We start from the raw sequence: 26,988 nt of genomic DNA, 5'->3' as shown, positions 1-26,988 counted from the left end.
CTGTTCGCGCCGTCATGGCGCAACGCGCGGCAGGATGCGGGCGAGTGTCGTGAGCGCCGCGTCGATATGTTCGACCGCGATGCTGCCGTAGCCGAACATCAACCCGGGTTGCGGCTGCGCGTGCAGATAAAACGGCGCGAGCCCATAGAGCCCGATCGACGCTTCGCGCGCCGCGCTCACGAGTACCTCCTCCGTCAACGGCGCGCGCAGACGCGCCGCCATGTGGATGCCCGCGGTCGGCACGATCAGTTCGAACCAGCGCGCGAGGTCGCCGCGCAGATGGTCGAGCAGCATCGCGCGACGTTGCGCGTAGATCTTGTGCATGCGCCGCAGGTGCCTGGCGAAGTCGCCGTTGAGTATGAACGACGCGAGCGCCGTTTGCGTAAGCGTGCAGCCGTGACAGTCGGCAATCTGGCGCGCCTTGACGAGCGGACCATAGAGCGATGCCGGCGGCACCAGGTAACCCACCCGCAGTTCCGGAAAGATCGTCTTTGAAAAGGTGCCCACGTAGGCGACCAGTCCGGCGCGGTCGAGGCTTTTCAGCGGCTCCATCGGCCGGCCTTCGAAGCGGTACTCGCAGTCGTAGTCGTCCTCGATGATCACCGCGCCGCGCTTCTGCGCCCATTCGAGCAGCTCGACGCGACGCTCCAGGCTCATCGGCATGCCGAGCGGAAACTGATGTGACGGCGTCACGTAGACGAGCCGCGCCTTGTCCGGCAGCTTGCTGACGATCAACCCTTCGCGGTCCACCGGCACCGGCACGACGCGCGCGCCGGTGGCCGTGAAGCACGCATGCGCAGGCGGATAGCCGGGGTCTTCGATGGCGGCGACTTCGCCCGGCCGCAAGGTGATGCGCGCCATCAGATCGAGCGCGTGCTGCGCGCCTTGCGTCACGATCACGTCTTCCCAGTTGCTCGACACCGCGCGGTTGAACGCGAGGTAGCGCGAGATCGCGAGACGCAGCTCCTGTTCGCCAGCCACCTCGCGATACGTGCCGGGACCGCGCGCTTGCGCACGCAACGCGTGATTCACGCAGCGGCGCCAGACGTCGAAGGGGAACAGCGCCTTGTCGGTCGCGCCGCCGACGAAATCTTGCGGCGACGGCACCGACGGCCGCGGCAGCGGAAAGCTCTCGGGCATCTGCTCCCACAGCGGCTGGGCGCGCGCGGCAGCGGCTTTGGCCTTCGACTTCGCCTGCTCGCGTGACGACTCGGCGGCCCGCGCCTGTGCGGGGCGCTCCACCGGCAGACGCTCGAGGCCGTCCGCGACGAAGGTGCCCGAACCGGCGCGCGCGCTCAGATAGCCTTCGGAGAGCAGCCGCTCGAAGACGTCGAGCGTGGTCTTGCGCGACACGCCCAGTTGCGTCGCGAGATCGCGCGTGGACGGCAGCCGCATGCCGCCTGCCAGGCGCCCTTCGAGTATGCCGGCGCGCAACTGCCGATAGATCTGTCCGGACAGATCGTGATGCCCTTCGACCGCGATATGGATGTCCATTCGAGTGGTTACCTCAAATATCCGGGAAATGGTTATTTCGAAAGACCAATGGCAGACGTAAGCTTACCTCCGTCGCCGCCATCGGAGCGGACATTTACGATCAGGAACGCGCGCAAGCACGGCGAAACCGAGCGGCGTCTCGCCACGGTGGCGGCGTGGCGCGAAGCGCCGTTCTTCACCGGGCGCGAACGCGCGGCGCTCGAATGGAGCGAAGCGGTGACGCTGGTCGCGCAAACGCATGTGCCCGACGCGGTGTGGGAAGCGGTGAAGCCGCGTCTCACCGAACAGCGTGAAACACGGATCGACGCGTAAAGGAATCGCGATGCAAAGGGGGCACCGCATTCCGGCGCAAACGTTACTACTTGTTGACCAGCCGGGCTGGAACTGCCAGCAGGGCAAGCATTCCGCCCACCAGGAGGATGCCTGCCAGGGCCATCATTCCCGCGTTAGTACTGCTGGTGAGTCTCCAGATTGTTATTGAGTTGCGCGGGAAATGCTTGGGGCTTATTGCTTGCTCGACCAGCGGTTTACCCAGTTGGTCGGAGTACCGGTCGTGAGAATTTCGAGCGCGGCCAGGGCCGCGCCTTCCTGAAGACTTGCCACGCTCGCCTCCGAGTACCAGCCTACGTGGTCACTCAAGATCACGTTGGGCAGCTCACGCAATGGCGACGTGTCGGGCATCGGTTCGACTTCCTGAACATCGAGCGCCGCGCCAAATATCTTGCGCTCGGCCAGCGCCTGCGCCAGCGCAGCCGTATCGACCAGCGCGCCACGCGAGGTGTTGATGAGGCAGGCATCCGGGCGCATCAGGTCCAGCGTGCGCTCGTTGACCAGATGATGATTCGCAGCCGAAGCGGGGGCATGAAGCGAAATGATCCGGGCGCGGCGAAATATCTCGTCGGCATCAACGCCGACGACCTTGTGTTGAGCCAGTTCTATGGCACTGACGAAAGGGTCATGCACCAGCACTTCGCGGATTCCGAAGGCCCGCATTCTGGCCAGGTAGGCACGCGCTATCCGGCCGAATCCAATCAGGCCCAACGTGGAACCGGCGAGCCGGAAGATCGGTTCACGTTGCCCGATGTTCCACTGACCCTGCATCACCTGCCCGTGTCGCGAAACGATGCGCCTCGCGAGCGCGAGCGTAAGCGCGGCTGCGTGGTCGCTCACCTCGATATCGGCGCCGTAGTCAGGCACATTGGCCACCCGGATACCCCGGGCGGTGGCGGCATCGAGATCGACGGTATCGACTCCCACGCCGTAGCGGACGATGCCGCTACCTGGCTTCATGCGGGCAATCGCTTCCGCGTTGAGCGGCACATCGCGCACCAGTACTACATCGACCTGCTCAAGCTGATTGAGCAGATCAGCCCGGTTTGTGCCCCATTGAAGGCTGCGCACTTGCGCGCCGATCTGGGCCAGCACGGTTCGCTCGATGGTGTAGTCGGCATAGCCCGGTTCAATGATGCCCACCACGGGAACCGGGTTTGTGCCGAAAGTTTTAGTCATGTTTTGAACTCAAAGTGAAACGCCCCGCGACGGTGCGTTGTTTTTTCCAGATCTGGATCGATTTAACCCCGCCGAATTGACGCGTGACTTCGATCAATCGTCCGCGTTCGGCTTGGTTAAATCATCAAGACGACGCCTTGTTATTTGAGTCATGCAATCCCAGAAATCAATAATAGCCCCCTCAAAGCGCAATTGGGCGCAAGCAGACAAATCCATTGTGGCCGCGTGCTCATCAGTCTTGCACAAGTGGTCAATCTCAGCGCGAGTGCGTCCGGCAAAATACCGGGACGACGATTCGATCTTTTTGTAATCGAACTCATCCGATATATCGTCTTCGCAAATAAGGGCGCGGCGAAAGTGAAGCACAACGGTACAATTGCGAAGCTAACGGGCTTCATGACCAAGAACCCGTTTTATTGTTGAACATTTTGGGCTTTTGGACGACTCCATATCACCGGGACAAGATAGCCACTCATAAAATTCAAGTTGTCGCTTGACGACATCCTCCTTGCATGCAGCCACCTGAAAATCAGTGTCTGGCATATAATTATCCGTCCAGTCATTGAATGCAATTCCGAATAACTTGCAATCGGATTGCAATTTATTCCTCCATATTTCGTGATTCCGCTCCAGCTCTACCAATTTCTCATCCTTTAAATTGGATCGGAGATTTTGATAAAGCTTTTCCGCATCGCTCAAAATATTTTTTGTGTCTGTATTCGTACACGCAAGATAGTCATCACGCGTCTTCGCCTTTGCTTCGCAACTAGCGTCGGCAAACGCAGTTGAAGTCGCGCACACCAGGACCAGTAACAGTGCTACTTTAGTGATTCGCATCATAATTCCCAGTGGCAAATAAACGACCTGTGGCTCGACGGCGCCTAACCAACCCTAACGGATGCGCGCCGTGAGCGCTTGTGTACTGCGAAAATGCCGCTGGCACTTGATCGTAATGTCCGGAATTGACGAGAGCAAAGAAATCATCATTATGGCTTCGATGATTATAGATAAAATCAACAATTGCATCGTATTCATACTGAAACAGAGGAACATAGATTCTATTATTTACGATTCGCTCAGCCTCACATACGTCATGATGAAGTAATTGCCTGGCTTGAACCTCAGTAATGCCATTAAAATATGGCGCTTCAGATGGTGCACCGGATATTGTCCCCATATGGACAAGGTGCCCGTATCCAATCGTTGTATTACCGCCGCCTCCAGCACCATCGTGATCGTACATTTGTGCACGAAATGCCTCCCATTGAGCCGTGAACTCGATGCCGCGCGGCGAGATATGCCACGGCTTTCCGATTCGTGCACATTGAACTGTTACACACGAATTTGGATCTGTATTCGTTACGGCACTGCCAAGTGGCTCAGACATTAATGCTCCCGATTGTGACCAACTGGAATGGAAATCTGCTGAGCGTCGCTAGTCGGATAGCGTTCCGTGCGCCCCTGTGAGTCGGTTACGCCGTGCGCCAGCTCGCCCGAAGGCAATCGGATCGTGTAGTAGGTATCGGGCAGCGGCATGCCGTTGCCGTCCTTTAGCGTGAACTGTTCGTCGTAAATGACGGATGGTGCGCTTTGAGAGGTAGCACGGCTCGCGACAGTCCTTGTTTCGCTATCGCTGTTGTTCTGGATGGTCCAGCTGCGCCCATATACCGCGATGATCCGCGGGGCTTGCGCGCATTTGCAATGAATCTCATCGCCGCCCACTGCCTGGAGTCTGCCGCCATTCACGTTGTCCACCATGCGCCCGCCCGCACGCACAGGCGCGCCGCCCACGATTACGCCCATGCTCTTGCACGCAGCACACCATGCGGCGTCGCCTATAAACGCCATCCTGCGAGGTCTGCCGGTCCCGTCTGCAATCGTGCCGACGTTAGCGGTCGAAATAACATGGCTCTCTGTCCCACTGTCGAGCGGATCGCCTTCCACTGCCGCATAAAAAAATGACATCGCTTATATCCTCGACCTGTGACCCAGGAATACATGGGTGCTTTCTGCGATGTCAGTCGCGTGCCGCTCCGTGCGCCCTTGGGCATCCGTTGTGCCATGAATCAGAGCGCGAGTGTCCAGGCAGCGAAGATCAAGCGGCCAGAAATAGTCATCTTCCCCACACAACCCAAGCGATCCCATTACCGCATCGAGCGGACTAAGGTAAGTGCAGATCATCAGGTCATTGGGCTTTCCGTGACAAATTGCCTGCATGTCGTTGCGGAAATTGCTTTCGTGAGCCTGCGGCGGATTTTCAAGCTGCTTGCACACCATCGCATAGAGGTTCAGCGATGAGTGGATGAGATACGGACAGCTATCGTGTGTGTGTCCAGCCAAACTTATTCTCCTGTGACGCGCGAGAGGCGAGCGGCAGATTGTCTGCACTTCCTTGATTGGGTGTCCATAGGTATTCTGCAAAGAATTGTCAGGTCTATCTGTCGCGCATGAGGAGATACTCCAAACGTCGCAAAACTTTGCGATATCGCAAAGCATCCACTTAGAGGTCTACCGAAACTGTCCGCAAACGCACACCAACCCGTCTCCTACGCTCAACGAGTATTGGCCCGAGTTCAAGCATCCAAGCGGACAACGCCCCGGCCATCCGCGTCACGTGGCCCCCCAAGGCACTGGGCCTGATGGTGACAGCCACCAGAAGGCGCGCGGCCTATTCAATCCCGACGAATTGGAACCCGACACACTCGGAATTCATGGCCACCGAAGAAGACTTCCTGAGCGACGCACTGCGCGCAGTGTGTGCGATCCAGACGCTCCCGACGAAGTGCCGCCTTCGTGATGACCGTCTCGCGAAGATGGCGCCGCCGATGCAGCAAAGCCTCGGCAACGTCGACGAACTGGTGCGCAAGGTGACGGTGGTTGACTGGGACACGATCAATGCGCACCGCGCGCAGTGGGACACGCGCTGGAACCGGCAGATCGAGCGCTGAGCACGCCTCGCTTGAACGTTCAACGAAAAACGCGCGCCTTGTTGCTGCAAGGCGCGCGTTTTTTTGCTGGACGCGAGACGCGAGCGAAGCTCAGTTCAGAACACCACCGAAATCGCCACCGCAAGCCAGATCGCGATCACACCGGTGAGAAACAAACGCCGCGCGACGCGGATGCGGACGTCGCTATTTTCCGGTTCGACCGGGCTCGTCGCCATCCACGGCACGAGCCCGAGGCAGCCGAAGCCGATCAGCGCGGACACGAAGACCACGATGTCGACGACACGCCACTTCGTCGGCTCATACAGACCCCAGTAGCCAAGAAAGACAATGCCGATCGAGAAGATGGTTGCCGAAGCGGCACTGAGCGCGGGCACCGATCCGGTTGGACTCGGCATGCTTCACCTCCGATCGTTAGGCTGCGATGGCGGTACTTCTCAATCCGTTGCGTTACCGCGCGAGCCGCGCCAGCCGCGTCCATCAATCAGGACGTGCGGGTCTGACGCGCTTCATACGTTTTCAGATGACTATAGGCGATGCGCAGCAGCGACACGCCGTGCTCGCCCTTTTGCGCGTCGCCGCCGCGCGAGATCAGATCGCCGAAAATGTGATCGGCCTCGGTATGCGAGTGACTTTCCACATCCCGCAGCATCGACGCGGTCAGCGGCGAGGGCGTGAACAGCGTCTGGGTGGCGCGGGCGTCGAAGTCCGGGCCCATCGTGAAGCCGTTATGCTCGGCCACCGCGCGGCACTCGCCCAACAGATTCTCGATCACGCGCTTGCCGTCCGGCGCAGCCAGAATATCGCCGACCGAACCACGCATCAGGCACGTGCTCGCCGCCAGGGTGGCGAGGAACACCCACTTCTCCCACATGCGCAGCAGAATGCTGTCGCTGACCGACACATCGAAATTTGCGCCGGCCATCGCGTCGTCAATCGCCTGCACGCGTTCCGATATGCCGCCCGCCAGCTCGCCGAAAGTGACCGCGTGCATGTCGTTCAGATGCACGATGTGCTGCTCGGCGTTGAGCGTCGCGGCGATCACGCATTGACCGCCCAGTACGCGCGACGCGCCGAACTTTTCGGTGAGCACGTCGATATGGCGCATGCCGTTTAGCATCGGCAGAATCAGCGTCGACTCGCCGACCAGCGGCGCGAAGGAATCGATGGCATCGTCGAGACTGTAGGCTTTGCAACTGAGCAGCACCAGATCGAACGGCTCGGCGCTGACGCCCGCTAGAATCGTCTTGATGCCGTGCAGCTTGAGGTCGCCGCGCGGGCTGCTGATGACGAGTCCGTCACGCTGCAGCTTTTCCGCCCGGCCTGCGCGCACGAGGAAGGTCACGTCCTGACCCACCGCCGCGAGACGCCCGCCGAAGTAACCACCCACCGCGCCCGCCCCTACTACTAGAATTCGCATCTTTGGCCTCTTGATAGATGTCGGTCACGCGCGCCGCGCCTGGCAGCGGAGACTTGCCGGGCGCGTACGCAGTGCTGATGCACAAATGTAGCAAAGATTGGCGATCGGCACCGGCTACGACTGCCGGACCCGCGTGTGCTGCAATGCACCGTCGCTTAACTCAGATTAATCGCGGCGTCCGGCGCAGTCCAGTGCGGTCCGATAGGGCGCGCTGCTTTGGCGCTATCGGTCGCTCGCGTGTGCGAGCGGCGCCTTTCAAATTTCAAACCAACAACGTTGGCTAGAGCGTGCCGCAAATCGTGCTCTCGTAGAGCGCCAGCATGCCTGGCACATCGACGCCTATACAGACCTTGCACTCCGGGCGGTCGTCCCAATCCGGCGAGGGCACCGGCAGCGCCGAAGGCTTCTGGATGGTCTGGCCCACCGCGATGCCTTCCGTCAATACCCGTACGGGACCGCTGCGCGTCGTATAGAGATGCGGCGCGAGCACGTACGCGACCGCGGACGAATCGTGCGTATAGATGCCCGGCAATTGCGCGCTCTGCTCGTGAAACGCCTCGTAGTGCCGCGACACCGCCCACACGAACTGCCCCGCCGCGCCGCCGCGATCGCGCAGCGACGCCAGGTAGTCATGGCTCATGATGGTGGACTGCGTGACGTCGAGGCCGACGATCGCGACCGGCCACGCCGCGCCGAGCACAACATCGGCCGCGTCGGGGTCGCCCAGCATGTTGGCTTCCGCCGCGGGCGTCACGTTGCCGAGCACGCCGTGCGTGCCGAACGCGCCGCCCATGATCACCACCTGCTTGACCAGCGACGCGATCCGCGGATCGTCGGCGAGCGCCAACGCGAGGTTCGTCAGCGGGCCCACCGCGAGCAGCGTGATCTCGCCGGGATGCGCGCGCACCGTGTCGATGATGAAGCGGTGCGCGGGACGCGCGTCGAGCGGGGCTGCATCGGTCATGTCGAGCGCGATGTTGCCGAGTCCGTTGTCGCCGTGAATCCACGCGAGCGGCTCGGGCGCGGCGCGCCTGAGCGGCGCCGCGGCGCCCCGCGCGACCGGCACGCCGGCGGCGAAGCGTCCAGCGAGAAAGCGCGCATTGCGCGTGGTCGTGTCGAGCGTCGCGTTGCCGAAGACGCTCGTCAGACCGAGCAGTTCGATGTCCGGATGCAGCGCCTGAAAGACCAGCGCCATCGCATCGTCGACGCCCGGGTCGGTGTCGTAGATGACCTTGTGCTGGCTCATAGGTAGAACGCGTCCGGCAGTTCCTCACGCGCGGTGGTGTCGCGCGTGGCGCCGCGCAGATTGCCGAGGCGAATCGGCAATCCGGGGCCGCCCAGTTCGAGGATCACCTGGCGGCAAGCGCCACACGGTGCGATCGGGCCGTCCTTCGTATCGCCGATCACGGCGAGCGCCGCGAACTGGTCGCGCTGATAGCCCGCGGCGATTGCGCTGAAAAACGCCGTGCGTTCCGCGCAATTGCACAAACCATACGACGCGTTTTCGACGTTGCAACCGTCGAATACCTGGCCGTCCCTGGTCAGCAACGCGGCGCCGACCTTGAATTTCGAATAAGGCGCATAGGCCTTTTCTCGCGCGACGCCCGCGCGTTCCAGTAGTTGTTCCATGTTCATGCGGCGATCCTCGATTCAGTTCAGCGTCCGCGCGAAGTCCGCGAAGCCGCGCAACGCGAACGACAGCATAGCAAGGGTACGCTGATCGAGCACCGGCAATCCCGGAACATCGGCTTACTGGATCAGGACGATCCACGCGTTCGCATCGACATCGACCTTCATCGCGTCCAGACTCGCCCCGGCGCACGGCCCCTCGATGCAGTGTCCATCCTCGAAGCGGAACAACGCGCTGTGGTGCGCACACATCAGCACTTGCGCCCGGTAGCAGGATATCTCGCCGGGCTCGAAGTCGAGCGGAACCGAAAAATGCGGACACCGGTTAGCGTAAGCCCATACCTGTGCGCCGCGCCGTACGACCACGATCGGCGCGTCGCCAGGCGACACGTCGATGACCCGCGCGCCGCCGTCCGGAACGTCGGTGAGACGACACAACTGCATCTCGCTCATCGCTCAGACTCTCCGCTCGGGATTACCGAGGCTCCAGTCCCACGGGCGAATTTCAACCCGGTCGAACAAGCCCGCCTGCATGTACGGATCGTTACTCACGAATTCCATCACGTCGTCGATGCCTTCCGCTTCGACGACCAGCAAGGTCCCGTTCATCGCATCGCATTGAGGCACGAGCGTCGGACCGCCGAGGCGCACACGCACGCCGCGGTGAGCGGCGCTGCGCAACCAGCTCCGGTGCACCGGCCGGACCCGTTCGCGCACTTCGCGCATGCCGGGTTTGTCGGTGGCGAACACCGCGAAGAAAAGTGCCATCGTCTTCAGTTCCGGTCGAGTACGAAGTCGTAGCGCGCCTCGCAAAATGGGCCGTCGAAACCGAACCTGCGGGCCAGCTCGTGGTCCGCGGTACGCTCGCGATAGGCGACCATCAGCGAAGGCTTGACGCCGAACACCGCGTCCGACGTCAGATACGGATCGGCCTCGTCGAACAGATGCGTGACGAGCTTGCGGTGCTGCGGCGCGTCGATCATGAAGTGCAGATGCGCGGGACGCCACGGATGCCGGCCCGTCGCGTCAAGCATCCGGCCGACCGGGCCGTCGGTCGGAATCGGGTAGCTCACCGGCACGATCGTGGTGATCGCATAGCGGCCTTCGGCGTCGGTACGAAAACGCCCGCGCAGATTGCCGTGCGGCTGCGCGGTGTCCTGTCCGGAGTACATGCCGTTTTCGGCGGTCTGCCACACGTCGAGCACCGCCCCTTCTATCGGCATGCCGTCCGTGGACAGCACGCGGCCATGCACCAGCGCCGGGGCGCCGGGGCTCAACGCGATGTTTTCGCCATATGCGCGCTCAGGCATGCCGCGCATGTAGAACGGCCCGAACACCGTGGTGTCCGTCGCGCCCGTCGCGTAACGGTGATTGATCGCGTCGACCAGCATCGATACGCCGAGCGTATCCGACAGCAGGATGAACTCCTGGCGCACGACGTCGTCGCACATCTTGCCGGTCTCGGTCAGGAAGCGGATGGCCGCCATCCATTCCGCCTCGGTCGGCTCGACTTCGCGCACGAATGCGTGCAGATGCCGCACGAGGCTTTGCATCAGCATGCGCAGCCGTTCGTCGGGCGTGGCGGCGAAGCTCGCCACCACTTGCTCCGTCAAGGCTCGCTCGGCCTCTTTTTCGCTGATCGACATGTCTTCCTCCAATGTGATTCGCTACCACGTTCAGGCCGGCGGCGCCCCTTGCCATGCGCGCTGCAACAGCGCGCGGATCGCGTCGCGCTCGACGGCACGTGGATTCGCATACGGATTCTGGCACGCGAGTTCCGCCGCTTCGTCGAGCCCTTGCTCCGGCATGCCGAGCTGCGCCAGCGCCGCAGGAATGCCGAGCGCACGGTTCAGCTCGAACAGCAGCGGACCGGCCTCGGCTGCGTCCTTGCCGCCGAGCGCACGCGCCACGCGCGCGAGTGCTTCGGGCGCGGCGGCATGGTTGTAGTGCGCCGTGTGCGGCAGCATCGCCGCATGGGTTTGCGCGTGCGGCAAATTGAACGTGCCGCCCAGCGTGTGACAGAGCTTGTGGTGCAGCGCCATGCCTACCGCGCCCAGACACGTACCCGCAAGCCACGCGCCGTACAGCGCGCGGCTGCGCATCGCCGCGTCGTCGGGCGCACGCACGATGACCGGCAACGCTTCACCGAGCGCGCGGATCGATTCTTCCGCCATCAGGCTGATGACGGGGTTGGCATCCTCGGCATAGAGCGCTTCGACCGCATGCGCCATCGCGTTGACGCCCGACGCCGCCGAAATGCCCGCCGGCAGCGAAAGCGTCAGCGACGGATCATAGATCACCGTGCGCGGCAGCACGCGCATATCGCGCCCGGTGCGCTTCAGACGGCCTTCGGTCAACCCGTAAATCGGCGTCATCTCGGAGCCCGCGTAGGTGGTGGGCACGGCGATGATCGGCAGCGACGATTCGAGCGCGATCGCCTTGCCGAGACCGACGGTCGAGCCGCCGCCCACGGCCACGCAACAGTCGGCATCGAGCTTCGCCGCCGCGTCGCGCGCGGCACGCGCCACTTCCACCGGCACGTGCATCACGGCCTGCGCATGCACACCCGCCGCGCGTGCGCCGAGCACGCGCGCCACCTCGTCGGCCAATGGCCGTTGCTCGGGCGTCGCGAGGATCAACGCACGGCGGGCGCCCAGCCGCTCGACTTCCGCCGGCAGCGTCGCCAGCGCGCCCCACGCGAACACCACGCGCGACGGCGTCCCCTGAAACACGAAGCTCTCCATGTGAGCCTCAGCGCCTGAAATGCGGTGGCACCTGGCCATCCACATTGACCCACACCGAACGGGCTTCCGTATAGTCGTGCATCGCCTCGAAGCCCATCTCTCGCCCATAACCCGACTGCCCCACGCCGCCGAACGGGCTGCCAGGATTGACGCGCTTGTAGCAATTGATCCAGCACATGCCCACTTCGATCTGCCCGGCGACACGATGCGCGCGCGACAGGTCGCGTGTCCACAGCCCGCTGCCGAGTCCGTAGCCGGTGCCGTTGGCGATCGCGAGTGCTTCGTCGTCGGTGCGAAAACGCAGCACCGTCACGAACGGGCCAAACACTTCCTCTTGCGCGACGCGGTCGTTCGGGCCGGAGGCTTCGACCACCGTGGGACGCACGTAGTAGCCGTTCGCAAGCGACGCGTCTTGCGGCGCGCTGCCGCCGGTCAGCACGCGGCCGCCCTGCTCGCGCGCCACGTCGACGAAAGCCAGCACGCGTTCCTGGTGCTGCTGCGACGTAAGCGGCCCCATCTCGGTGTCGGGAGCGAGCGGATTGCCGACCCGGATCGACGCGGCCAGCGCGACAAAGCGTTCGAGGAACGCATCGGCGATGCGCTCGTGCAGGATCAGACGCGACCCGGCGATGCACGCCTGCCCCTGGTTGTGGAAGATCGCCCAGGCCGCGCCGTTGATGGCCGCGTCGAGATTCGCGTCGTCGAACACGATGTTGGCGCCCTTGCCGCCCAGTTCGAGCTGCACGCGCTTGAGGTTGCCCTGCGACGCCTCGACGATGCGCCGCCCGGTCGCCGTCGAACCGGTGAACGCGATCTTGCCGACGCCTTCGTGCTCGGCGAGCCGCTGCCCGGCCGTGTGACCATAGCCCGGAACGATGTTGACGACGCCCGCCGGAAAGCCGACCTCGGCCATCAGCTCGACGATGCGCAGCGTCGACAGCGGCGTGATCTCCGACGGCTTGAGCACGACCGTGTTGCCGGCCGCGAGCGCCGGGCCCATCTTCCAGCTGGTGAACATCAGCGGGAAATTCCACGGCACGATCTGCCCGACCACGCCGATCGGCGCGCGCTGCACGTAGTTGAGAAAGCCGGCTTCGACGGGAATCACCGAGCCTTGCAGCTTGTCGGCCATGCCGCCGAAATAGCGGAAGCAGGCGGCCGTGCGCGGCACGTCGAGCGCGCGCGAGTCGCGAATCGGGTGGCCCGTGTCGAGCGATTCGAGCTGCGCGAGCTCCTCGGCGTTCGCCTCGATCGCGTCGGCAAGGCGCAGCAGCAGCAGGCCACGTTCGGCGGCGGGCGTTGCGGCCCACTTCGGGAACGCGCGTGTGGCAGCGGCGACGGCGAGGTCGACATCCGCGGCCGTGGCGGCAGCGATCTTCGTGATCAGCGAGCCGTCGTGCGGATTGAGCACGTCGATCGTGCCGCCTTCGACGGCGTCAGTGAAGCGGCCGTCGATGAACAGTTGGGTTTGCATGAATGGTCCTCGGTAAATGCGGGCGCGGCGCTTTGTAAGTCGAACGCTTAGAAGTCAACCGGGTAAGGCCTCAGTTCGCCGCTTTCGTAGCGCTTCGGCAGGTTGGGCGTTGCGTTCTCCCAAACGAGCAGCATCGAGCGTTTGGTCGAATAGCCTTGATGACGGATGTCGGCAGGCATCGCGCAGATGTCGCCCGCTCGCATCGTGATGCGCGCGCGTGGCGCGCCGGTGTTCTTGTCGCCGATGTCCCAGACGATTTCGTCGGAGAGCTGCAGGAACCACTCGACCCGATCATTGCCATGAAAGACCGGCAGGATGTATTCCTCGGTGGTCGGACAGAACAGGCTCTGACCGCATACGGACGTGACGGACGGATTCCACGTCACATCGGAGCGCGACAGATACTTGAACAGATTGAACGCGTGTAACTGACCTTCGAAGCCTGGCTCGACATGCAGCTCCGGCTCGTCCTGCGTGACATCGGCGAACGCGCGGTTCACCGGCAGGTCGTCGCGCAGCGGCGAGTCGCCTTCGAGGCCCGGCATGCGGCGCGTCGCAATGCGCGTGCGCTCGATGGCCGCATCGTTGTCGCCATGCTTGCGGCCGAATGCGGTGCCCGTTTCTTCCGGCGCCGCGAACGGGTCGAAGCCTTCGTTGGTCCAGTCGTGCAGGATCGCCTTGAAGGTCGCCATGATCGTCGGCGTCTCGAACGACTCCATATAGTCGACGCCCGCTTCCTTCATGATGCCGTTGAACGAGCCCGCGTACACGTCGACCTTGCCGTAGTGATTGCGCGTGCCGAACACGTGATCGAAGTTGACCCAGCCGTAGAAGAAGCCCCAGGCGACGTCGCGCATCATCGCGCGCAGGAACGCGTCGGCGGGTACCGCGTGGGTGCGGGTCTGGCCTTTCGCCGGCCAGTTGATCTTGACGAAGTACTCATCGCGCAGAAATTCGAACGCGCCGAGCGTGAAGCGGCGATAGCCGGTCACCGGATCGGGCTCGCTTGCGCGCACGGTGTCGGCGGCAAAGCCGGCCGGGTGATTGATGGTCTCGAGAGTCGCCATGTCTTGTCTCCTGTGTCGATGGGAGTTAGCGCTTTAGCGCTTACTCCCATCCCATGCATGTTGTATGTCGATGGGAGTTAGCGCTTTAGCGCTTACTCCCATCCCATGCATGTTGTATGTCGATGGGAGTTAGCGCTTTAGCGCTTACTCCCGTCCCATGAAAGATGGTTGCTGTGGTTAAGCGGATGATCGGGTCGTGTGCGTGTTTGCGGCGCGCATCAGTGCAGGCAGATGTCGGCCCACTTCTGCACCGAGAGTTCACCGAGCGTTGTCTGCACGAGCGCCACGCCCGCTCTTTGCGCGCTGAAGCGGTACGCACAGCCGGCCGGCAGCAGCGCCTGATGGCCGCGGCGCAGCACGACATGGCCCATCGCGCGGCCGGCGGGATGCTGGCCCACGTCGACGGTGCCTGTACCGCTCTGCGGCGGCGTGTCGAGCTTGATGAAGTCGATGCGGACTTCGCCGTCCATCAGGATCACGAACTCATCGTGCGCGCAGGCGAACCACGCTGATTGCCCTTCGGTGCGCAGCGCCTCGATCACGTATTCGAGGTTCTTGCCGACCACGACCTTTTCATAGGGCGCGGATGCGGAAGCGACTTCGAACACGTTGGAGAACACATAGTGGCGGGCATCGCCGGTGGTGATTTCGATTTCGCCCTTGCGGTAGCCGTCGAGCGAGCCAAAGGCGGTGTGGAATGACGACTCAGTCATTGCTGTCTCCTGTGTCGACCAGAGTTAGCGCTTTAGCGCTTACTCTGGTCCCATGCAATCCGTTGCGGTCGACCAGAGTTAGCGCTTTAGCGCTTACTCTGGTCCCATGCAACATGGTTGCTGTTGTAGAAAGTGTCGTTGGATTAACTTTATGTCCGCAACGGGATGGCCACAACCGGTAATCGGGCGATTACCGCATTCGGGCTTTCCAAATAATCACCGCCCTAGCTCACCCAGCCGCGCGCGATGAGCGGCCGGTCCCACGCGGGCTCCGGGCCCAGGTATTCAGCCAGAAACTCGACCAGCGCTTTCACCTTCAAGGCCTGCCGCTGGGTGGCCGGATAAACGGCCGCGAAGCTCAGCGGCGACAGCGTGTAGTCGGTCAGGATCGGCACGAGCGAGCCGTCCAGCAGCGCCGCACTCGCCACCAGCGTTGGGAGGCACACCACGCCGCCGCCGGTCAGCGCGTAATCGCGCAGCAAATGCACCGAGTTCGAACGGATCATGCCGGGCAGTTCCATCTCGACGACTTCGTCGCCGCGCGTCATCACCCAGCGGTTGCGCGATGGATAGCCGGAATAGAGCGCCGTGGTGTGCTGCAGCAATTCGCGTGGATGCTGCGGCGCGCCATGCGCGTCGATATACGCGGGCGTCGCGCAGAACAGGCGCCGCACCGCGAAGAGGCGCCGCTCGATCAGCGACTCCGCGATAGGTGGAAAGATCTGGAACGCGACATCGAAACCCTCTTCGATCGGATCGACCACGCGGTCGTTGACGATCACGTCGAGCTGGATGCCCGGATAGCGCCGGTTGAACTCCGCCAGCGGCGCGCCGAAGTGCCCGAGCGCGTAGCCCGGCAGCATCTGGATGCGCAGCCGGCCAGTGGGCGTGGCGCGCAACTCGCGCATCTGGTCGGTCAGCTCGTTGACGCGGCCCACGACTTCGGAGCACTCGCGATAGAACGCTTCGCCGACTTCCGATAGACGCACGTGCCGCGTGCTGCGATGAAAGAGCGGCGCATTGACGAACTTCTCCAACTGCTGGATGCGGGTCGTGACGACCGAACTCGTCACGCCCAACTGCCTCGCGGCCTCGGCGAAGCTGCTCGTCTCCGCCACCCGCACGAAGGCTTCGATACTCAGAAAACGGTCCATGCTGCTCCCTTCTCCACCAGTCCGGCTTGCCAGTGTATACGGGCCGGTGTGGGTCGCGGCAATGGAGCGCGCCGCTTCATTCAGGCTGCTCGCTCGCCGGCAAGTCGATTGCGAGGCGGCTGCGCCGACGCAGACTGGCCGGCGCGGTTTCTTCGAGCAGCAGGCACACGCCGATGCCGAGCACGACGGCGCAAATCGGCAGCCAGAGGATATTCTGGATCCCGAAGTGCGTCGCGACGAAGCCGGCCAGCGCCGGCGCTACGCCACCGCCAAAGATCTCGCCCGCCCCCACGACGACGCCGATCGACGTCGAAATCATGCCGGCCGGCGCCGCTTCCGTCGCCACCGGTCCGGAAAGCAGCGACACGAGCCCGAGGGTGAAGAACGATGCGACGAACAGCACTGCGAACAGTTCGACAGGCTGAGCCCCGAGTCCGCGGAACAGGTACAGCATGACCGCGGTGCCCGCGAAGCCGACGATGCCCGCAACGCGACGGCCGACCAGATCGGAGAGGCCCGGCAAGCCGAACTGGCCGACGAAACCGCCGAAGCCGATCGCCGACACCACGACGCCCATGCGCTGCGTGTCGAGCGCCAGATATTCGGTGAGATACAACGGCAGCATGGCGCCCAGCACGAACACGCCGGTCATCGCGCAAAACAGCGCTGCCATCGCGACGCGGATGTTGCGGCTTTTCAGCACGTCGCGCCAGTTGCCGCGTTCGGAGCGCGTCGAGACGCGCTTCGGCCCGGCTTGCGGCTCGCGAATCACGCGGTACATCAGCAGGCCCAGAATTAGCCCGGGGATCGACACCAGCGCGAACACCCAGCGCCACGTCATCACACCGAGCAGTTGCGTTGCGACGATCGGCGAGAGCGCGAGACCGAACAGCGCGAAGCCGCTTTGCTGGAGTCCGAGGTTGAAGCCGCGGCGCTTCGGATGCGACGCGTCCGCGGTGGCAGCGAAGCTCGTCGGGCAGAAGGAGCCTTCGGCGATACCCATCAGCGCGCGCACGGCGAGCAGACTCGCGAGGCCGCCGGCCATCCCGGAAAAGCCGGACAGCAGCGAAAAGACGACGATTGCCGGGATCAGTACTTTGCGGCGTCCGATCTTATCGGAGATGCCGCCCATCAGCGCCGCGAAAATCCCCCATGAAAGCCCGAGGATGCCGATGCAGTTGCCGACGTCCTGCGCGTCAAGGTGCAGGTCTTTCATGATCGACGGGAAGAGCGGCGCGATCAGCCACCGGTCGAGCCCCACCAGCCCGAAGCCGAGAGCCAGCAGCACCACGGCTTTCCACTCATAGGCTACGTCCCACTCGTTCGCTTTCATCTGTGTCTCCATAGGCCGGTCGTCGCACGCGGAGGACAACGCCGATCGGGCCTCCGGTGCAAACGCGCGACATTTGTTGGCGCTGGCCGCGCCGTCGGGGTCGCTGGATTCAAAACATGCGTTGATCCGCGAGCTTGAATGCGCGGCTTCGTCGACGTCCGCGGCGTACCTGCCCGCTGCACCCGATCGCGCCTGGCTTATGCCTGCATTGCACCAGGGCGGCATCGACATCGGGCATCGACGGGGCAAAGATATTCGTAAGTGCGGTGCGGCGGGTACGGGTCAACCGCCGAATAGGTCATTCGCGAATCGCAAACAATTGCGCGCGGACGGGCCGCAACGCGAGCGGTCAAGGCCCGACGGCGGCCATCGGCCGCGAATTGTTGGCTGTCCTCGCCTCCCCAGGACAAGTACGGGTAGACGGGCGCGGCCGGCGGGCGGCCGCTGCATGGCGCGTGCTGTGCGCCGCGTTGCGCGCGTCAGCGTTGCGCCGACACAGCCGCCACCGTTTCACCCACATCCCAGCCGCCGCCAAGCGACCGGTACAACGCGACCGCCGCGAGCGCATGCTCGCGTTTGGCCTGGTTCAGCGATTCCGAGTCACGCAGATACACCTCCTGCGCGGTGAGCACATCGAGGAAGCTCGACGCCCCTCCCTTGTACAGCTCGGTCGACAGACGCAGCGCATGGTTCGACGCATCAAGCGCGCCGCCAAGCCTTTGCACCTGTACCGCGCCGCTCACCAGATCGCTGCGGTTGTCCTCGATTTCCTTCAGCGCTTGCAGCATGGTCTGTTGCAAGCCGAGTTGCGATTCACGCATGCGGCTCTCGCTCGCGTCGATATTCGCGGTGATACGGCCCGCGTTGAAGATCGGGCTCGTCGCATTCAACGCCGCGCTAAAGAGGTTGTCGGTGAGCGTCGGCAAGCCGAGGTACGACGAAGCGAGCAGTCCGTCGGCGAGATTGATCCTGAACTGCGGATAGCGCTGTGCTTTCGACACCCCCACTTCGGCCGCGCGCTGTTCGACCGTTGCATACGCAGTGCGCACGTCGGGCCGTTGCAATAGCGCGTCGGACGGCAACACCTGCGGTGCGCTTTGCGCCGGCACCGGAATCTCGCGGGCATCGGCGAGCAGCAAACTGTCGACGCTCTCCGGCGTGCGCCCCGAATATACCGCGATCAGACTCAGTTGATGCTGCACGGTGGACTGCATGCGCGGAATCTGCGACTGCAAATCCTCGAGCTGATTCTGTGCGCGCGCGACATCGAGTTGCGTCGACAGTCCGTAGTGCAGACGCTCCTGCGTGAGTCTCAGCGCACGAGCGCGGATCTGCTCGTTGTCGCTGAGAATCTGCAATTGCGCTTGCGCCCAGCGCAGATCGATATACGCCGCCGCCGTGTTCGCGGCAAGCGCGAGCCGCACCTGATTCAACGCCGCCTCGCGCCCCGACACCTGCGCCTGCGCGGCCAGCACCGCGAGACGTTCGCCGCCGAACACGTCGGGCGTCCAGCTCGCCGACAGGCCGAACCCCGCCTGCCGTACATAGCCGAGCGGCGGCGGCGTGTTCTGCCGCGTGGTCGAAGCGGTCGCGTTGGCGTTCAACTCCGGCAACAGGGCCGCGCGATTTTGAATCACCAGATCCTGCGCCTGCTTGACGCGCTCCACCGCGGCCTGCACGTCGAGATTGCCGGTCAGCACCGACTCGACCAGTTGGTGCATCACAGGGTCGCCGAATTGCGCCCACCACGTGTCGGCGCTGACACTGTCTTGCGGCGCGTCGACACTCCACGCGGCCGGCGCGACGGTCTTGACCGTCTGCGGCAGATCCGCGTGCGTGGCCGGCTGCACCGCGCACGCCGCGAGCGTCAGCAAGGCGGCACTCGCCAGTACTTTGATTACGATCGGCTTCATGTTGATTTCCTCAATGAGCGTCGGGCGGCGGTGCGGTATTGCCGAACGGGCGCGAGAACAGCACGCTGAGCAAACCAACCACGAAACAGAGCGACACCGCGAGAAACGTGTCGGAGAAAGTGAGCACCAGCGCTTCGCGCATCAGCAACGCGTGCAACTGGTCGAGCCCCGCGTTGGCCGCGTTCAGCACATCTCCGCCGATGGCCGCAAAATACGCGGCCTGCCTCTGCAAGATCGATTCGACCACTGGCCGGCCCGCGTTCAGGTGCTCGTCGAGCCGCTCGTAGTGCAGGTTCAAACGGTCGTTGAGCATCGTGCTGCTCACCGCGATGCCGATCGCGCCGCCGAGGTTGCGCATCAGGTTGAAGAGACCGCTCGCGGATCGAAGCCTCGACGGCGGCAACGTCCCCAGCGCCATCGTGACGATAGGCGGGATACAGAACTGCTGACCGATGCCGCGCAACGCCTGCGGGATCAGCAACTGCTGCCAGCCCCATTGGCTTGTCAGCGGCACGTACAGATAGCAGCCGATGCCGAACAGCGCGAGCCCGAACACCATCAGCAAGCGCATATCGACAAAGCGCGCCAGCGTCGAATACGCGGCCAACGCGAGCAATTGAAAGCAGCCGACCGACAGCAACGCGAGGCCGATCTGCAACGACTCGAAGCCACGTACGCGCGATAAAAACACCGGCGTCAGAAACACCGTGCAGAAAATCCCGATCCCCGTGATGAATGACAGCAAACTGCCGATACCGAAGTTGCGCACCGCGAGCGCACGCAAATCGACGATCGGTTCCTTGGCGGTGAACGCGTGCACGAGGAAAAGAAAGCCGCAGATCGCCGCCACCCACGCGCACAGAACGATCACGTCGTCGCCGAACCAGTTCTTGCGCGGGCCTTCTTCGAGCACGTATTCAAGGCAGCCGAGAAAGCCGGACATCAGCAGAATGCCGAGGTAGTCGCCTTTTTTCAGCAGCGAGAGATCGACCTTGTCGATGTGAACGTACTTCGGCACCATCAGCGTGACGGCGATGCCCGGCACCAGGTTCAGATAGAACAGCCAGTGCCACGACCATTGCGATGTGATCCAGCCGCCGATCACCGGACCGATGGTCGGCGCGAGCGACGCCAGTGCGCCGATCGTGGTGGACGCGATCAGGCGCTGCTTGCCGGGGAACAGCACGAACGCGGTGGTGAAGACCGTCGGTATCATCGCGGCGCCGGCCGCGCCTTGCAGACCGCGGAACAGGATCATCGAGTTGATGTCCCACGCGAGGCCGCACAGCATGCTGGTGACCGTGAAGCCGAACGCGGAGAACGTGAAAAGCCAGCGGGTCGAGAACACACGGGTGAGCCAGCCGGACATCGGGATCACGATGATTTCAGCGATCAGATACGAGGTCTGCACCCACGAGAGTTCGTCCTGGCTCGCGGACAAGCCGCCGCCAATGTCTCTGAGCGAAGACGCCACGATCTGGATATCGAGCGTCGCCATGAAGAAGCCGACGCACATCAGCGCGAACGCGAAGACCTTGGTGCGGGTCGGCTGGTCGGCGGGATTGTCGAGAACTTGAGTCATGATCGGCTTATCCGCGCACCGGCGCGCTGCCGGCATCGACATGCACTTTCACGTTGGCCGAGAGGCCGGGCCGCAGCACGCCCTGCATCTCCTTCGGCACGTCGAGCCGCACGCGCACCGGCACGCGCTGCACGATCTTCGTGAAGTTGCCGGTGGCATTTTCGGCGGGCAGCACGCTGAAGGTCGCGCCGGTGGCCGGCGCAAGGCTCTCCACCACGCCGTGAAGCCGCCTGCTCGACGCGTCGAGATCGACGTCGACGCTGTCGCCGACCTGCATCTTCTTCAACTGGTCTTCCTTGAAGTTCGCGTCGATCCACAGTCCGCTCGACGGCACTACCGTCAGCAGCGACACGCCGGTGTTGGCCAGCAGCCCCACTCGCGCGGTGCGATTGCCGATATAGCCGTCGATCGGCGAACGAATCGTCGTGTACTCCACGTTCAATGCCGCGACGCGCTGTGCCGCCTGCGCGGTGGCGATGCGCGCCTCGGCGTCGCCGATCTGCGCGTCGAGCACGGCGATCTGCCGTTGCGCCGCGACCAGCGCCGCTCTGCTGCGATCGACCGCGGCATGCGCCTTGGTCAGATCGGCATCGGCCCGTTCGACCACCTGGTTCGATACCGCGTCGTCCTTCACCAGTTCCCGATAGCGCGTCTGATCGGCGGCGCTGCGCGTCAGCTCGGCGCCGGAGGCCCGGACCTCGGCGGCCTGCTGGTTGATGGTCGCGAGCTGCAACGATTTCTTCGCCTGCAACTCGGTGACGGCGGCTTGCGCGCGCTGCACTTCCGCGCTGGCCTGTGCAAGACGGGCGTCGTAATCGCGCGCGTCGAGGCGGATCAGCACCTGGTTGGCATGGACGAACTGGTTGTCATGCACGAGCACGTCGGTGACAAAGCCGTTCACCTTCGGCGCCATCACCGTGACGTCACCGCCCACGTACGCATCGTCGGTCGTTTCGACGAAGCGGCCGACGAAGAACCAGTACGACGCGGCAAGCGCCAGCGCAACGAGGACCGAGATGATCGCGAGCAGCATCCACGGAATGCGCTTTGCCGGCTTGGCAATATGCGCCGCACTCGGCGGGGCGACAGTCGAAGGTGTAGTGGACATGATGTCGATATGTGCGTATGCACTCGTTACGTTGAAAAAAACGGCGCATGGCGCCGGTCTCCGCTACCGCCACAGGCGGCCCTCAAATTGAGTCCTGCGTGATGGCAAACAGTTCGCCGCGCAGCGCGGCCGCGCGCCGCTCGCCGAAGCGGTGCTCGAACTCGGCTTGCGCCGCATACCAGTGCTCGCGCCCGGCCTGCAACCGTCCTTCACCGGCGGCCGTCAGCGCAATCGACAACGCCCGCACATCCGCACCGAGCGCCTCGCTCGACACGAGGCCATTGCGGCGCAACGGCTGAATCGTGCGGACCAGCGTGGTGCGCTCCATGCGCATCGCTTCGGCCATTTGCTTCATCGTCATCGGGCCGGTGCGTTTGAGCCGACCCAGCAGCGAAAACTGCGTAATGGTCAGGCCGACATTCGCCAGATGCCGGTCGTAAATCTGCGACACATAACGTGCGGCCTGGCGGATCGCAAAGCAGTCGTCGTCTAATAGCACTTCCATCGCTGCGCTTCCTCATTAACAAGTGCATATGCACACAAGTAGGCGTACCGACACTCGCCGAAACGAGTGCATGCGCCCTAACTAGCCGGTGATGCTGAATAATTCGGCACGCAGCGTTTTGGCGCGCGCCTGGCCGAACTTCTTTTCAAACTCGTCCTGCGCGGCGCGCCATGCAATGGCGGCCTGATCGAAAGTCGTTTCGCCCTTCTCCGTCAGGCTGAACAGAAACGTGCGGCTGTCGTGCTCCGCCGATTCGGCAACCACCAGGCCGTCGCGCTGCAAAGGTTTCATCGCGCGGACCAGCGTGGTGCGCTCCATCACCATCGCGTCCGCGAGGTCCGCCATCGGCAGGTTCGGCGTGCGGGCCAGCTTGGCGACAATCGTGAATTGCGCAGCCGTCAGCCCCACCGCGCCGAGATGGCGCTCGTAGATTTGCGTGACGTGCCGCGCCGCCTGGCGCAGCGCGAAGCAATTGCATTCGTCGTAAGAGAGAGGACGGGTCATGGTGAGCAGTCTATATGTGCATACGCACAGCGTCAAGTTTTATTTCGCCTCGGGGGTGCTGTCAGCGGAACTGGCAATCCTCAGATAGACAAGTTCGCAGTAGCGGCTTAATGTTCGGCGCACCATTCAAAATCTAAGGACGGCTCGACGAATAACGTCTTATGGTGGTCGAGACTTTCTTACCGTTCAGATCGACCACGGTCTTGATCGGCGAATCGCTTTTCACCAAAACAACCAGACCAAGTCGGCATGAAACGAGCGCCACGACCGATGCGCGGCACCTCGCCGGCATCAGTCCACGCAGAGAGAGACTTGCCAGAAGGACTAAAGCGCGAGCACCGTCACGCCCACTTCCACCCGATGCGCGCCGCCGCCAAGAATCATTCCGCGCAGCAACGACACGTCGCTGTAGTCGCGGCCGATTGCGAGCGTCACGTGATCGACATCGGCCAGCACGTCATTGGTCGGATCGAGATCGATCCAGCCGCTACCGGGGCAATGCACCGACACCCACGCATGCGACGCATCCGCCCCGATCAAGCGCGGCTGCCCCGGCGGCGGATCGTTACGCAGATAACCACTGACATAGCGCGCCGGCAAACCCAGCGAGCGCAAGCAGCCGATCATCACCTGCGCGAAGTCCTGGCACACGCCGCTCTTCAGTTCGAACGCACGCTCGGCGGGCGTATCGAACATAGTCGCCGAGGGTTTGTACGCGAAGTCCTCATGAATCCGGTGCATCAGATCGATCGCGCCCGCGGCGATCGGCCGGCCGGGCGGAAAGCTCGGCAACGCATAGGCGCGCAGCGACGGCCGCGGCACGATATTCGGCGACGCGAAACAGAACTCGACCTCGGGCCGGAACTGGCCGCCGACGCGAAACTCCAGCGCGTCGGCCATCTCTTCCCATGCGGGTGTGGCGTCGGGATCGAGGTCGGTCCAGCGCGGCGTCAGCGACACCGTGGTTTCGCTGACGAGTTGCAGGCGCTCGTGCGGCGTATCCAGCGCGAAGTACAGCACGTCATTGCCGAACGCATCGATACGGCTGTTCAGATACGACGGCTCCGGTTCGATCCGCTCGCTGTGCGAGACCACCCGCTGCCACGAACAGGCAATCGGCCGGATCGTCGCGAGATGCTGCGCGGTCTCCACATACGTGGCATAACGGTAAGTCGTGCGATGCGCAACGGACAGCACGGTCGGCGCATTCTTCATGACCACACCTGTGAGGCGACCGTGCTCGCGTGACTGAAATAGCGCGCGCTGATTTCATGCGCGGCCGCGCCGACAAATCCGCCGATCTGATCGCAGACCGTGATCAGCTGGCCGTATGCGCCGTTTTCGTCGACTTCGCACAGCGCTTCCAGCGACGGCAACGACGCGGCGGGCGGCATCAACTCCGCGAACGGACGATGCCGCACGCTGCCCGCGGCCACCGCAATCTCATCGAGCTTGTTACGCAGACGCTCGTACACGCCGTAGATGCCACGCGGGTTGGTCGGCTCGATTACCAGCAGGTCGAGCAAGGCCGGCACTTCGAAGCGGCCCGGATAGAGCGAGCGGTAGGTCAGCGTGCTGTCGAACAGTTGCAACAACAGATCGAAGCCGGCGGGCGTGGCGAGTTGACCGTTGTCGGCGACCACGCGCAGAAATGACGTCATCGCCGACACGCGTTCGATGTGGCGCCCCACGAACAGCAGGCGCCAGGCTTCGTCGCGCGTCATGCGGTCGCCTTGCGCGCCGCTGATCGCCGACAATTGCACCGACAGCCGTTCGAGCGCGTTCACCAAGGTCACGCGGTCATAACGGTCGTAGCGTTCGCTGCGGCCATTCGCGCTACCGCTACCGTTGCCATTCCCATTGCCTTGCGACGACGAACCGCCGCCGAACTCCGCAGCCGGCATCAGTGTCTGCAACGCATCGCGGAAGTCGTTGCGCGATGCGAGAATCGTGCGCCAGTGATCGTTCGACAGCCGCCCACGCACTTCGCCACTCGAGCGCGCCTGGCAGTTCAGGTTCTGGCCGATGCTCACAGCTCCGGTGCTCTCGCTCAAATTCGCGACCAAGGCCCGTTCGAACGCTTGCGGCGAATGCGGCGAAAACATATCGCCAAATTGCACGAGGCCACACTGCATCGCGAGTTCGACCAGGGTCGGAAACATCGCGTCGGCATCGTTGCCTTCCAGCGAGTCGAGAATCAGCCGCAGCAGCCGCACATTGTTTTCGGCGCGTTCGCCGTAACGTCCGGCCCAGAACAGATTTTCCGCCGCGCGGCTCGACACGGTGCGATGCTTGCGCGCGAGGTCGGCGGGCTGCATCGGCGAAGGCAGCAGCGTGAAGGTCGAGGTCGGCTGGCTCGACAGCACCCAGGTGTCGACGCTGCTGCCGCCATACTGCATCGACACCGTCGCCTGGCGTTCGGCGGCCATCCGCGTGAAGCCGCCAGGCATCACATGCCAGCCGCCGTTGACGTCAGCAATCGCGTAGGCGCGCAACACCGACGGACGGCGGCCGATGGTGCCGTCCTCGTAACGCGGCGTGCACGAATAGCGCTGCACTTGCTGGATCGTATAGGTATCCGGCATCGACTCGATGCGCTCGCGCCACGTCGACAGCTTCTGCCTGCCGTGCTCGATGCCAGGCGGCGCATCACGCCCCGCGACCGGCCAGGTCGGCACGATGAACGCTTCGTCCAGCCGCGTGACCGCATGCTCGCGCGCCGCCTCTTCGCCGCACCACCAGGTCGCGACGCTCGGCAGCACGAGGTCTTCGTCGAGCAGCACCTCGGCGATGCCCGGCAGAAAACCGTGCAAGGCCGGCGACTCGACAAAGCCCGAACCCGGCACGTTCGAGACGATCACGTTGCCCGCGCGCATCACCTGCAACAGGCCAGGCACGCCGATGCTCGAATCGGCGCGCAGTTCGACCGGGTCGCAGAACGCGTCGTCGAGACGGCGCAGCACGACGTGTACGCGTTCGAGCCCGCCGAGCGTCTTCAGGTAGAGCATGTCGTCGCGCACGGTCAGGTCCTTGCCTTCGACCAGCGTGACGCCGAGATAGCGCGCGAGAAACACGTGCTCGAAATAGGTTTCGCTAAACGGCCCCGGCGTGAGCAACGCGATACGCGGCGACGCGTCGGCGCCGGCGCCATCGTTGTGACGCATCGTCGCCTGCGCCGACTGCGCGAGCGTCGCGATCAGTTGCGAATAGGTCGGCGCGAGGCGGCTCACGTGCATCGAGCGGAACGGATCGGCGAACAGCGTCGACACGATCAGCCGGTTTTCCAGTGCGTAACCGAGACCCGACGGCGCCTCGGTGCGATGCGCCGTCACGGTCCAGTCGCCATCCGGGGTGCGCGCGAGGTCGACCGCGACCACTTGCAGGAACTGGCCGCCAGGCGGCGTGTACCCCTTCACGGAACGCAGATAGCCGGGATGCCCGAACACCAGCGCGGGCGGCAGTTGCCCGCGTTCGAGCAAGGTCTGCGGCCCATAGACGTCGGCGACGATCGCATTGAGCAGATGCGCGCGCTGCGTCACGCCGCGCTCGATATGCGCCCATTCGTCCTCGCTGATCAGGAACGGCAGCAGGTCGAGCGCCCATGGCCGGGACTCGCCGTTATCCGCGTAGACGTTGTAGCTGATGTCGTTATCGCGGATCTGCTGCGCGATCGATGCGCAGTGATCTTCCAGCCGCGCGACACCGTCTTCGCCGAGCCGCTCGAAGAATTGCCGCCACGGCTCGCGCAGCGCGCCCGACGCGTCGCGCAACTCGTCCCAATGCCCGTCGTAGCCCGGCAACAGCCGCAACAGGGACAAAGCGTCCGCGCGCGCCGCGGACGCTTCGAAGGGAAAAGTCGATTGAAAGGCCAAGGTCGTGTCGTTCTAAGCGTGT

General features: G+C 63.6%; 25 protein-coding genes and 2 pseudogenes. 2 read left to right on the top strand and 25 right to left on the bottom strand.

All coding sequences use genetic code 11. From position 1 onward, the window contains the following. Nucleotides 1–12: 12 nt before the first annotated feature. Nucleotides 13–1,494 (bottom strand): MocR-like pyridoxine biosynthesis transcription factor PdxR, encoded by a 1,482-nt coding sequence (gene pdxR, locus HV744_RS03080; RefSeq protein ID WP_175148073.1) that lies wholly within the window; start codon nt 1,492–1,494, stop codon nt 13–15. 102 nt (nt 1,495–1,596) lie between these two features. Between pdxR and HV744_RS37100 the strand changes: the two are divergent. Continuing rightward, nucleotides 1,597–1,779: pseudogene (locus tag HV744_RS37100) on the top strand (carboxymuconolactone decarboxylase family protein); the annotation flags it as partial. Between the two features lie 219 nt (nt 1,780–1,998). Here HV744_RS37100 and HV744_RS03070 read toward each other — a convergent pair. From HV744_RS03070 to HV744_RS03055, 4 genes are all read right to left on the bottom strand, one after another. Then, on the bottom strand, nt 1,999–3,003 hold the full coding sequence (locus tag HV744_RS03070; protein WP_175148072.1) for a C-terminal binding protein: 1,005 nt from the start codon (nt 3,001–3,003) through the stop codon (nt 1,999–2,001). An 823-nt stretch (nt 3,004–3,826) separates the two neighbouring features. After that, the gene (locus HV744_RS03065) at nt 3,827–4,390 is read right to left on the bottom strand and encodes a lysozyme (protein WP_175148071.1); all 564 of its coding nucleotides are present in this window, start codon (nt 4,388–4,390) and stop codon (nt 3,827–3,829) included. Next, a complete protein-coding gene (locus tag HV744_RS03060) occupies nt 4,390–4,761 on the bottom strand; it encodes a hypothetical protein (protein WP_175148070.1) in 372 nt (123 codons plus the stop codon). The genes HV744_RS03065 and HV744_RS03060 overlap by 1 nt, the downstream gene beginning before the upstream one ends. Nucleotides 4,762–4,971: 210 nt before the next feature. Continuing rightward, nucleotides 4,972–5,343, bottom strand: coding sequence for a hypothetical protein (locus HV744_RS03055; protein WP_175148069.1), 372 nt, complete (start codon nt 5,341–5,343; stop codon nt 4,972–4,974). A gap of 458 nt (nt 5,344–5,801) precedes the next feature. On the opposite strand from HV744_RS03055, the pseudogene HV744_RS03050 reads away from it, so the two are divergent. Continuing rightward, nucleotides 5,802–5,951, top strand: a pseudogene (locus HV744_RS03050) (ABC transporter substrate-binding protein); the annotation flags it as partial. 95 nt (nt 5,952–6,046) lie between these two features. Here HV744_RS03050 and HV744_RS03045 read toward each other — a convergent pair. The 20 genes from HV744_RS03045 to HV744_RS02950 form a co-directional block, all read right to left on the bottom strand. Further along, nucleotides 6,047–6,346: a hypothetical protein gene (locus HV744_RS03045; protein ID WP_175148068.1), complete on the bottom strand. Its 300-nt coding sequence runs from the start codon at nt 6,344–6,346 to the stop codon at nt 6,047–6,049. Nucleotides 6,347–6,432: 86 nt separating this feature from the next. Further along, nucleotides 6,433–7,368, bottom strand: coding sequence for a 2-dehydropantoate 2-reductase (gene panE / locus HV744_RS03040; protein WP_175148067.1), 936 nt, complete (start codon nt 7,366–7,368; stop codon nt 6,433–6,435). A gap of 280 nt (nt 7,369–7,648) precedes the next feature. After that, on the bottom strand, nt 7,649–8,614 hold the full coding sequence (locus tag HV744_RS03035; RefSeq protein ID WP_175148066.1) for a nucleoside hydrolase: 966 nt from the start codon (nt 8,612–8,614) through the stop codon (nt 7,649–7,651). Next, nucleotides 8,611–9,003: a cytidine deaminase gene (locus tag HV744_RS03030; RefSeq protein WP_175148065.1), complete on the bottom strand. Its 393-nt coding sequence runs from the start codon at nt 9,001–9,003 to the stop codon at nt 8,611–8,613. Before HV744_RS03030 ends, HV744_RS03035 begins: the two co-directional genes overlap by 4 nt. A gap of 114 nt (nt 9,004–9,117) precedes the next feature. After that, nucleotides 9,118–9,450, bottom strand: coding sequence for a Rieske (2Fe-2S) protein (locus tag HV744_RS03025; protein ID WP_175148064.1), 333 nt, complete (start codon nt 9,448–9,450; stop codon nt 9,118–9,120). A gap of 3 nt (nt 9,451–9,453) precedes the next feature. Beyond that, a complete protein-coding gene (locus HV744_RS03020) occupies nt 9,454–9,765 on the bottom strand; it encodes a YciI family protein (RefSeq protein WP_175148063.1) in 312 nt (103 codons plus the stop codon). Between the two features lie 5 nt (nt 9,766–9,770). Further along, nucleotides 9,771–10,643, bottom strand: a complete 873-nt coding sequence (locus tag HV744_RS03015; protein WP_175148062.1) for an intradiol ring-cleavage dioxygenase — start codon at nt 10,641–10,643, stop codon at nt 9,771–9,773. A 30-nt stretch (nt 10,644–10,673) separates the two neighbouring features. Then, entirely contained in the window at nt 10,674–11,741 is a 1,068-nt protein-coding gene (locus tag HV744_RS03010; RefSeq protein ID WP_175148061.1) for a maleylacetate reductase, read from the bottom strand. A 7-nt stretch (nt 11,742–11,748) separates the two neighbouring features. Further along, nucleotides 11,749–13,215, bottom strand: a complete 1,467-nt coding sequence (locus tag HV744_RS03005) for an aldehyde dehydrogenase family protein (protein WP_175148060.1) — start codon at nt 13,213–13,215, stop codon at nt 11,749–11,751. Between the two features lie 47 nt (nt 13,216–13,262). Next, entirely contained in the window at nt 13,263–14,282 is a 1,020-nt protein-coding gene (locus tag HV744_RS03000; protein WP_175148059.1) for a hydroxyquinol 1,2-dioxygenase, read from the bottom strand. A gap of 218 nt (nt 14,283–14,500) precedes the next feature. Next, entirely contained in the window at nt 14,501–14,995 is a 495-nt protein-coding gene (locus HV744_RS02995; protein WP_175148058.1) for a cupin domain-containing protein, read from the bottom strand. A 224-nt stretch (nt 14,996–15,219) separates the two neighbouring features. After that, nucleotides 15,220–16,149, bottom strand: a complete 930-nt coding sequence (locus HV744_RS02990; RefSeq protein WP_175148057.1) for a LysR family transcriptional regulator — start codon at nt 16,147–16,149, stop codon at nt 15,220–15,222. Nucleotides 16,150–16,225: 76 nt separating this feature from the next. Next, a complete protein-coding gene (locus HV744_RS02985) occupies nt 16,226–17,482 on the bottom strand; it encodes an MFS transporter (protein WP_175148056.1) in 1,257 nt (418 codons plus the stop codon). 479 nt (nt 17,483–17,961) lie between these two features. Then, on the bottom strand, nt 17,962–19,395 hold the full coding sequence (locus HV744_RS02980) for an efflux transporter outer membrane subunit (RefSeq protein ID WP_175148055.1): 1,434 nt from the start codon (nt 19,393–19,395) through the stop codon (nt 17,962–17,964). Nucleotides 19,396–19,405: 10 nt separating this feature from the next. Next, nucleotides 19,406–20,977 carry a DHA2 family efflux MFS transporter permease subunit gene (locus tag HV744_RS02975; protein ID WP_175148054.1) on the bottom strand — a complete coding sequence of 524 codons (1,572 nt, stop codon included), beginning with the start codon at nt 20,975–20,977 and terminating at the stop codon, nt 19,406–19,408. A 7-nt stretch (nt 20,978–20,984) separates the two neighbouring features. Next, the gene (locus tag HV744_RS02970; protein WP_175148053.1) at nt 20,985–22,085 is read right to left on the bottom strand and encodes an HlyD family secretion protein; all 1,101 of its coding nucleotides are present in this window, start codon (nt 22,083–22,085) and stop codon (nt 20,985–20,987) included. Between the two features lie 82 nt (nt 22,086–22,167). Next, nucleotides 22,168–22,590, bottom strand: a complete 423-nt coding sequence (locus HV744_RS02965) for a MarR family winged helix-turn-helix transcriptional regulator (RefSeq protein WP_175148052.1) — start codon at nt 22,588–22,590, stop codon at nt 22,168–22,170. 81 nt (nt 22,591–22,671) lie between these two features. Next, entirely contained in the window at nt 22,672–23,094 is a 423-nt protein-coding gene (locus HV744_RS02960) for a MarR family winged helix-turn-helix transcriptional regulator (RefSeq protein ID WP_175148051.1), read from the bottom strand. 324 nt (nt 23,095–23,418) lie between these two features. Then, entirely contained in the window at nt 23,419–24,309 is an 891-nt protein-coding gene (locus HV744_RS02955) for a transglutaminase family protein (RefSeq protein ID WP_175148050.1), read from the bottom strand. Beyond that, nucleotides 24,306–26,966, bottom strand: coding sequence for a circularly permuted type 2 ATP-grasp protein (locus tag HV744_RS02950; protein WP_175148049.1), 2,661 nt, complete (start codon nt 26,964–26,966; stop codon nt 24,306–24,308). The genes HV744_RS02955 and HV744_RS02950 overlap by 4 nt, the downstream gene beginning before the upstream one ends. Between the last annotated feature and the right edge of the window lie 22 nt (nt 26,967–26,988).

The organism is Paraburkholderia ultramafica, assembly GCF_902859915.1.
In the GTDB taxonomy this organism is placed as follows: domain Bacteria; phylum Pseudomonadota; class Gammaproteobacteria; order Burkholderiales; family Burkholderiaceae; genus Paraburkholderia; species Paraburkholderia ultramafica.
Note: the sequence above shows the minus strand (reverse complement) of the source record. Positions and strands in the feature narration are given on the sequence as shown.

Excerpts from the sequence above, each read along its gene's own strand:
- pdxR (WP_175148073.1), bottom strand. The coding sequence starts at position 1,494 with ATGGACATCCATATCGCGGTCGAAGGGCATCACGATCTGTCCGGACAG.
- HV744_RS03070 (WP_175148072.1), bottom strand. The coding sequence starts at position 3,003 with ATGACTAAAACTTTCGGCACAAACCCGGTTCCCGTGGTGGGCATCATT.
- HV744_RS03065 (WP_175148071.1), bottom strand. The coding sequence starts at position 4,390 with ATGTCTGAGCCACTTGGCAGTGCCGTAACGAATACAGATCCAAATTCG.
- HV744_RS03060 (WP_175148070.1), bottom strand. The coding sequence starts at position 4,761 with ATGGTGGACAACGTGAATGGCGGCAGACTCCAGGCAGTGGGCGGCGAT.
- HV744_RS03045 (WP_175148068.1), bottom strand. The coding sequence starts at position 6,346 with ATGCCGAGTCCAACCGGATCGGTGCCCGCGCTCAGTGCCGCTTCGGCA.
- panE (WP_175148067.1), bottom strand. The coding sequence starts at position 7,368 with ATGCGAATTCTAGTAGTAGGGGCGGGCGCGGTGGGTGGTTACTTCGGC.
- HV744_RS03035 (WP_175148066.1), bottom strand. The coding sequence starts at position 8,614 with ATGAGCCAGCACAAGGTCATCTACGACACCGACCCGGGCGTCGACGAT.
- HV744_RS03030 (WP_175148065.1), bottom strand. The coding sequence starts at position 9,003 with ATGAACATGGAACAACTACTGGAACGCGCGGGCGTCGCGCGAGAAAAG.
- HV744_RS03025 (WP_175148064.1), bottom strand. The coding sequence starts at position 9,450 with ATGAGCGAGATGCAGTTGTGTCGTCTCACCGACGTTCCGGACGGCGGC.
- HV744_RS03020 (WP_175148063.1), bottom strand. The coding sequence starts at position 9,765 with ATGGCACTTTTCTTCGCGGTGTTCGCCACCGACAAACCCGGCATGCGC.
- HV744_RS03015 (WP_175148062.1), bottom strand. The coding sequence starts at position 10,643 with ATGTCGATCAGCGAAAAAGAGGCCGAGCGAGCCTTGACGGAGCAAGTG.
- HV744_RS03010 (WP_175148061.1), bottom strand. The coding sequence starts at position 11,741 with ATGGAGAGCTTCGTGTTTCAGGGGACGCCGTCGCGCGTGGTGTTCGCG.
- HV744_RS03005 (WP_175148060.1), bottom strand. The coding sequence starts at position 13,215 with ATGCAAACCCAACTGTTCATCGACGGCCGCTTCACTGACGCCGTCGAA.
- HV744_RS03000 (WP_175148059.1), bottom strand. The coding sequence starts at position 14,282 with ATGGCGACTCTCGAGACCATCAATCACCCGGCCGGCTTTGCCGCCGAC.
- HV744_RS02995 (WP_175148058.1), bottom strand. The coding sequence starts at position 14,995 with ATGACTGAGTCGTCATTCCACACCGCCTTTGGCTCGCTCGACGGCTAC.
- HV744_RS02990 (WP_175148057.1), bottom strand. The coding sequence starts at position 16,149 with ATGGACCGTTTTCTGAGTATCGAAGCCTTCGTGCGGGTGGCGGAGACG.
- HV744_RS02985 (WP_175148056.1), bottom strand. The coding sequence starts at position 17,482 with ATGAAAGCGAACGAGTGGGACGTAGCCTATGAGTGGAAAGCCGTGGTG.
- HV744_RS02980 (WP_175148055.1), bottom strand. The coding sequence starts at position 19,395 with ATGAAGCCGATCGTAATCAAAGTACTGGCGAGTGCCGCCTTGCTGACG.
- HV744_RS02975 (WP_175148054.1), bottom strand. The coding sequence starts at position 20,977 with ATGACTCAAGTTCTCGACAATCCCGCCGACCAGCCGACCCGCACCAAG.
- HV744_RS02970 (WP_175148053.1), bottom strand. The coding sequence starts at position 22,085 with ATGTCCACTACACCTTCGACTGTCGCCCCGCCGAGTGCGGCGCATATT.
- HV744_RS02965 (WP_175148052.1), bottom strand. The coding sequence starts at position 22,590 with ATGGAAGTGCTATTAGACGACGACTGCTTTGCGATCCGCCAGGCCGCA.
- HV744_RS02960 (WP_175148051.1), bottom strand. The coding sequence starts at position 23,094 with ATGACCCGTCCTCTCTCTTACGACGAATGCAATTGCTTCGCGCTGCGC.
- HV744_RS02955 (WP_175148050.1), bottom strand. The coding sequence starts at position 24,309 with ATGAAGAATGCGCCGACCGTGCTGTCCGTTGCGCATCGCACGACTTAC.